The sequence below is a fragment of the Dellaglioa sp. CoH-55-MRSF-9 genome (assembly GCF_056782155.1).
In genome coordinates this window covers 1-248 of the sequence record NZ_JBXAYG010000145.1, presented here as the reverse complement: position 1 = coordinate 248, position 248 = coordinate 1, and the positions used below count along the sequence as shown (strand labels likewise).

Genomic DNA, 248 nt, shown 5'->3' with positions numbered 1-248 from the left:
ACATGAAGCAGGTTACTCGTTCCTGCGACGCGAGGGTTTCTCGGACCGTGTGATCAACGGAATCCGGAATCTCACGAAGATCGCGGGCGAAGAGCTGGACGTGTACGTTGAGCGCGTGAAGTCGAGTCTCGACTCGATCATCGTCAAGCTCGCGGACCTGCGCCACAACTCTGACATCCGCCGACTCAAGGGTCTGCGCGACAAGGACATCGAGCGGGTGCGCAAGTATCACTGGATGCATCTCGAAC

At 58.1% G+C, this 248-nt stretch carries 1 pseudogene; it reads left to right on the top strand.

What is annotated here, in order from left to right:
* Positions 1-248 (top strand): annotated as a pseudogene (locus AC1RPV_RS08120) (hypothetical protein); the annotation flags it as partial.